The 4488-nt window shown below is 31.8% G+C and carries 5 protein-coding genes; all 5 read right to left on the minus strand.

Annotated features, from left to right (window positions below; all coding sequences use genetic code 11):
• Nucleotides 1-176 precede the first annotated feature (176 nt).
• The 5 genes from str to LQ673_RS14605 all read right to left on the minus strand — a co-directional run bounded on the left by str (nucleotide 177) and on the right by LQ673_RS14605 (nucleotide 4304).
• Nucleotides 177-1025 carry a streptomycin adenylyltransferase Str gene (str, locus tag LQ673_RS14585; RefSeq protein WP_001258486.1) on the minus strand — a complete coding sequence of 283 codons (849 nt, stop codon included), beginning with the start codon at nucleotides 1023-1025 and terminating at the stop codon, nucleotides 177-179.
• 7 nt (nucleotides 1026-1032) lie between these two features.
• Nucleotides 1033-1977, minus strand: coding sequence for a replication initiation factor domain-containing protein (locus LQ673_RS14590; protein WP_011167206.1), 945 nt, complete (start codon nucleotides 1975-1977; stop codon nucleotides 1033-1035).
• A 560-nt stretch (nucleotides 1978-2537) separates the two neighbouring features.
• Nucleotides 2538-2993, minus strand: a complete 456-nt coding sequence (locus LQ673_RS14595; protein WP_000753824.1) for a DUF334 domain-containing protein — start codon at nucleotides 2991-2993, stop codon at nucleotides 2538-2540.
• Nucleotides 2962-3924 carry a relaxase/mobilization nuclease domain-containing protein gene (locus LQ673_RS14600; RefSeq protein ID WP_000246202.1) on the minus strand — a complete coding sequence of 321 codons (963 nt, stop codon included), beginning with the start codon at nucleotides 3922-3924 and terminating at the stop codon, nucleotides 2962-2964. The genes LQ673_RS14595 and LQ673_RS14600 overlap by 32 nt, the downstream gene beginning before the upstream one ends.
• Nucleotides 3906-4304: a plasmid mobilization protein gene (locus LQ673_RS14605; RefSeq protein ID WP_001002114.1), complete on the minus strand. Its 399-nt coding sequence runs from the start codon at nucleotides 4302-4304 to the stop codon at nucleotides 3906-3908. Before LQ673_RS14605 ends, LQ673_RS14600 begins: the two co-directional genes overlap by 19 nt.
• Nucleotides 4305-4488 lie beyond the last annotated feature (184 nt).

Below are 4488 nucleotides of genomic sequence, written 5' to 3' on the forward strand. Positions count from 1 at the left end.
AAGCGTCGTATATTCTAGCCACTTCGTTCTGAATATACCGGCTTGCTGGGATTAATCCCAGACCCTTTATGTTTTTGCTAACGCAAAAAATGAGTGGCAAAATGCTAGCCACTCATAGTTCAAAACCAAATTCAAAATCAAAACAAAAGCAACCAAAAATGTGGTTGCTAATAAAATTAATTCTCATAATTATTACGAATAAAATTCTCAATATTTTTTTCGTAATTTGGATAGTTATAATTTCCTAAACAACTTACTTTATTTGAATAATATTTAAATAATTCACAACAAAGCTTAAAAGATTGGTATGTCTTTCTATATCCATTCATCTCAAAAGTAGCTAAAAGCATATTGAATTCTTTATCAGTTAAATATTTGTTTATAAACTTATAATTCTTTCCTAAACTAAAATCAAAACCCCTATTAAAGCCAATATACCAAGAAATCATTCTTAATAATTCAGGACGTAAAATATTATTGAAATGATCTAAAGCAAATAATATTTCTCTTCTAAAAACACCCTTTGCTACATACGTTGAGACACTCCAAAACTCATTACAGCAATCATAAAATTCTCGTTCTGTTGGTTTTTTTAACCAATAATTTGAGTCATCTGGAACAATTTCTTGAGTTACTAAATTATCTTTATCAACTAAAATTTTTACAAGACCATCAGAATCACTAAAATAACGATTTAAATCTTTTAAATTAATTAATGTAATATCCATTTTTATGCCATCTTTAAAATACATTATATAACTGTAACCATAATCTAAATCAGGTGGGAATAATTCCATATCTTCTGGTTTCTGTATAAACAATAATTCTCCAAATAAACTTAACCAACTTTCTTCATGTGTGAAATACTCAATATCTGATACGAAAAAAGCAAAATCATAATCTTGAAACTTATCTTTTTTTATATTTTCATTAGTTCTTGAACCCTCGAGAGCAATAATTTTTACATTGCTTCGTTGATAAGCAAATTCAGAAACTAAATTTAAAATTTCTTTTTCAGTCCTCATTGTTTTTTCACTCCCAAAATCTAAATTCACGCTGCCAAAATTCAATCTGCTTTTGCAATTGTTTTTCATTCTCTTTTAAAGTCAATTTCATTAAGTCCGTTAAATCAATTTCTGAAATACTTTTTAACATTTCTCTGTATTTATTTTTTGTACGTCTTTCTAATTTACCCCATGTACTTTCTTCATGAATTAGCATATAAATCATTGCTTGGTCTTTTACTTTTTCTAAACTAGACCAATCTGGTTTCAAAATATGTAAATCATTAAAACAATCGTTCCAATAATCAACCATATCTCTTTTTAATTCAATTTCTACACGCCATAAGTGTTCAGACATAACTTCAATGTCTGCATTATCCTTACGTTCTTGTTTTTTATTATAAATTCTAATAAATCTATCACTGTCACGAACACCAAAATATTTTGTTTCTGGTTTACCGTTACGACCATAAAAAATAGTTTTCTTAACTGATTTATCAGTCATCGCATAATAATCGCTCAAATCGTCTTCAAAATCAAAAGCCAAATCTAATCTTGTAAAACCATCATCTTCCATGTAGTCAATGATGTTTTGTTTTAACCAAAGCATTTCTTCATGCGTAAGTTTATTAGGATTAAATTCAACACGCATATTACGTCTATCCCACGCATCTGCTTTTACTTTATCATATTCGATGTAAACTTTTTCTTGTAGAGCCTTAGCTTTAAATTTGGTTTGTAATATATCCCAAAGTCTAATTTGTGGCGCAATACTCATAAATTCAGACAGTTTGTGAGCATTGTTCTTATTAAGATTCCCAACAATTGTCATAGCATCAAAGTGTAATTTTGGTTCGGGGGTGTACATAATATGTCGGTTTAACCGGCTATTAGAGTATCCGGTTTTAGAAAAATTTGAGTTTTCCTTTTCCAAACTTTGTTTTGCCTGAATTTCTTCTGCTTTTTTACTCATAAAAAATCGACTCCTTATTTTGTTTAAGAAGTCGCTCACCCGAATATATATCTTGAAGAATAAACCAATATCGTTTAATATCTAGATATACAAAAATTAAGAAAAAAACACCAACTGTTTTTCTTTAAGGTAAGTCGCATTCACAAACTTTGGTCAGGGAGTGAGCGACTTCTTTTTTTGTTTTTTTATTTGCATATTAATATAACACTAACAAAAGGCTTGGTCTATTCAGACTAAGTCTTTTTTTATTAGGCTGAATATTTTTTAGAATATTTATATTGCTGATAAGTGTTATAAAGTATTAACGCCTGCACTACTACTTGAGCAATTGATATTGCTAAATTAATCTTTTTCTTCTTACTCATTTTCTTCAACCCCCTTTGTTGCTTTATTCCAATTGCTTTATTTACATTGAGCCTCTGTACCCTTAACAAACCCAAAACTTGTCGAATGGTCGGGCTAATAGCTCACGCTATGCCGACATTCGTCTGCAAGTTTAGTTAAGGGTACTTCTCAATATAAATAAATTTTCTCGGCATAAAAGCCTGATCATACTTTGTTTAATCATGGAATCTTGCTCTTATCCACTCATACAACCAAATAAATAGCCCTATAGCGAGTATATAAGGTAAACCATAAGCAATGTACCATAAAACTGAAATAAAGCCCTCAGAAGCCTTTATTTTGCTTGCTATGGCATTCTGTAATACATCTACATGTAAAAAGCCCATAAAATCTCTGCCAATCGTCATAATCAAAGCAAAAAGCATAAACACTAATAACATTGCACCAATACCAGTAAATAATTGCTTTTGTCTTTTTTGATAATGTTCATGTGATTGTTTAACTTCACGCAACATCGAATGAATTTCTTCTCGAACTCCATAAACATCTTTTCGAACCTCTATCTCAATATCTTCTGCATTCACTCGATTTAAATTCTTTTGTAACAAACGAACAAAATCATTATGGACTTTTTTACCTCTACCTTGAAAGTCCTCCGTCGTCTTTTTCAAACTCGACTTGATTGCCTGCAATTCCTTTTCTCTCAAGTCCTGTTGTTCTTTCATCTCTGATATATATTTTATTACTAGCTTGTTTTGTTTCTTCAGTTCTTGCAATTCTTCGTTTTCTAAGGTCTTCTGAATTTTCTGCGACTGCGTCCCAGTCAACTTCGAACGTGTCTGCATATTCATCGTATTCTCGTTCTTCTTCTCGTTCTCGTCTGAATTTCTCGATTGCAAAGCCATTTTCAATCACTCCTTTGTCATAAGAATCGCCCAACTTATTCCCACGTACTTTTTTATCTTCTTCAATGTGTCTATACGTTACGTTGTTTTTCGTTACTCTCGTGATTTCAACACCTTTTTCTTTTAGCAAAGTATTAAATTCTTCAAAGTCTACTGCGTTATCCTTTGTTTCTTCAACTGCCATTCTTATATCATTTTTCCATGACCTTTTATCTTTATCTATCATGTTCTGTTCTGCCAACGTATATCTGATTTCTGATGACTTTTCTGGCACAGATAAACCACGTTCTTCACATAACTGATCATTCGCCTTTTTTATAAAATCACGTTGTTCTTTGTTTGACTGATACTTGTTGCCTGTTTCTAAATTTACTGAATTAATAATAATGTGATTGTGATAATGGTCTTTGTCTGTATGTGTATAAACTGCAACTTGATAATCTGGTGCAATTTTTTTAGCTAATTCTAAACCTATCTCATTACACTCTTTAGCTGTTACTTCGCCAGGCTTAAAAGATTGAATGACTGTATGTGCTTGAACACCATTCTCTTTGCCATATAACGCCCTAGTTTGCTTAAAATATGATTTAGCATAATCAACATCACAATTTAAGCCGCTTTTTTCTTCTGCACGTTCTTCTGCGTAATTAATGGCACGACTTGCCGACTTCGTATTGCCTAATTTAGTTGTTGCCATATCTTATGCAACTCCTTTTTCACATCATCAAATTGCTTTTCTAAATCATGATATTTCTCTTCTGGTAAATGTGTAGCCTTATCTTTATTTTGATTAAACCACTTAGCAATCTGATTCACATTACTACCCAAATGACTTAAATCTTTGGCAATCGATTGTCGCGTTTCTTTGTCTAATTTTGGCGACACTAATCGACTGCCTTGTGCCTTTTTCTTAACGAAATTAGGCACTGTCATATTCAAAGTTTCTGCCGACTGTTTCAACTTTGAATATTCCTGTTCACTCACTCTGAAACTAATTTGTTTTGGCTCTTTGCGGTTGGGTTTACGGTTTCCCCCAACAGACAAATCGCTAGCCAAATTATCTTTATGTTCGTTCACAAGTCCCACCACCTTTCTGACGAAAAATATTCCTTTTCATAAATATAGCTTATAATATAATCTATATTTTCTCAAGTAATATAGTGGTTTGGCAAGCGTCGTATATTCTAGCCACTTCGTTCTGAATATACCGGCTTGCTGGGATTAATCCCAGACCCTTTATGTTTTTGCTAACGCAAAAAAT

The organism is Mammaliicoccus sp. O-M54 (assembly GCF_022386035.1).
In the GTDB taxonomy this organism is placed as follows: Bacteria; Bacillota; Bacilli; order Staphylococcales; family Staphylococcaceae; genus Mammaliicoccus; species Mammaliicoccus sciuri_A.